Origin of the sequence: Pseudomonas sp. HMSC067G02, assembly GCF_001813485.1 — a bacterium.
In the GTDB taxonomy this organism is placed as follows: Bacteria; Pseudomonadota; Gammaproteobacteria; order Pseudomonadales; family Pseudomonadaceae; genus Pseudomonas; species Pseudomonas aeruginosa.
The window spans coordinates 1-216 of record NZ_KV812653.1; the positions used below are offsets into that span (position 1 = coordinate 1).

Below are 216 nucleotides of genomic sequence, written 5' to 3' on the forward strand. Positions count from 1 at the left end.
CTCCTCCACGCAGGTCCAGTGGGTGACGTCGATGGCCGCCTCGGTCGGGCCATAGAGGTTATAGAGGCCGGCCTGCGGCAGCTTGGCGAACACCTGCTGCTGGGCGTCCGCCGGCAGCGCCTCGCCGCTGCAAACGATGCGTTTCAGGCTGGTGCAGGAGGCGACGTCTTCATCCTGCAGGAACGCCTGCAGCATCGACGGCACGAAGTGCAGCGT

At 66.7% G+C, this 216-nt stretch carries 1 protein-coding gene; it reads right to left on the bottom strand.

The features are described from left to right. Positions 1–216: AMP-binding protein (locus tag HMPREF2914_RS10055; protein ID WP_139148202.1), on the bottom strand; the 216-nt coding region annotated here is incomplete at both ends.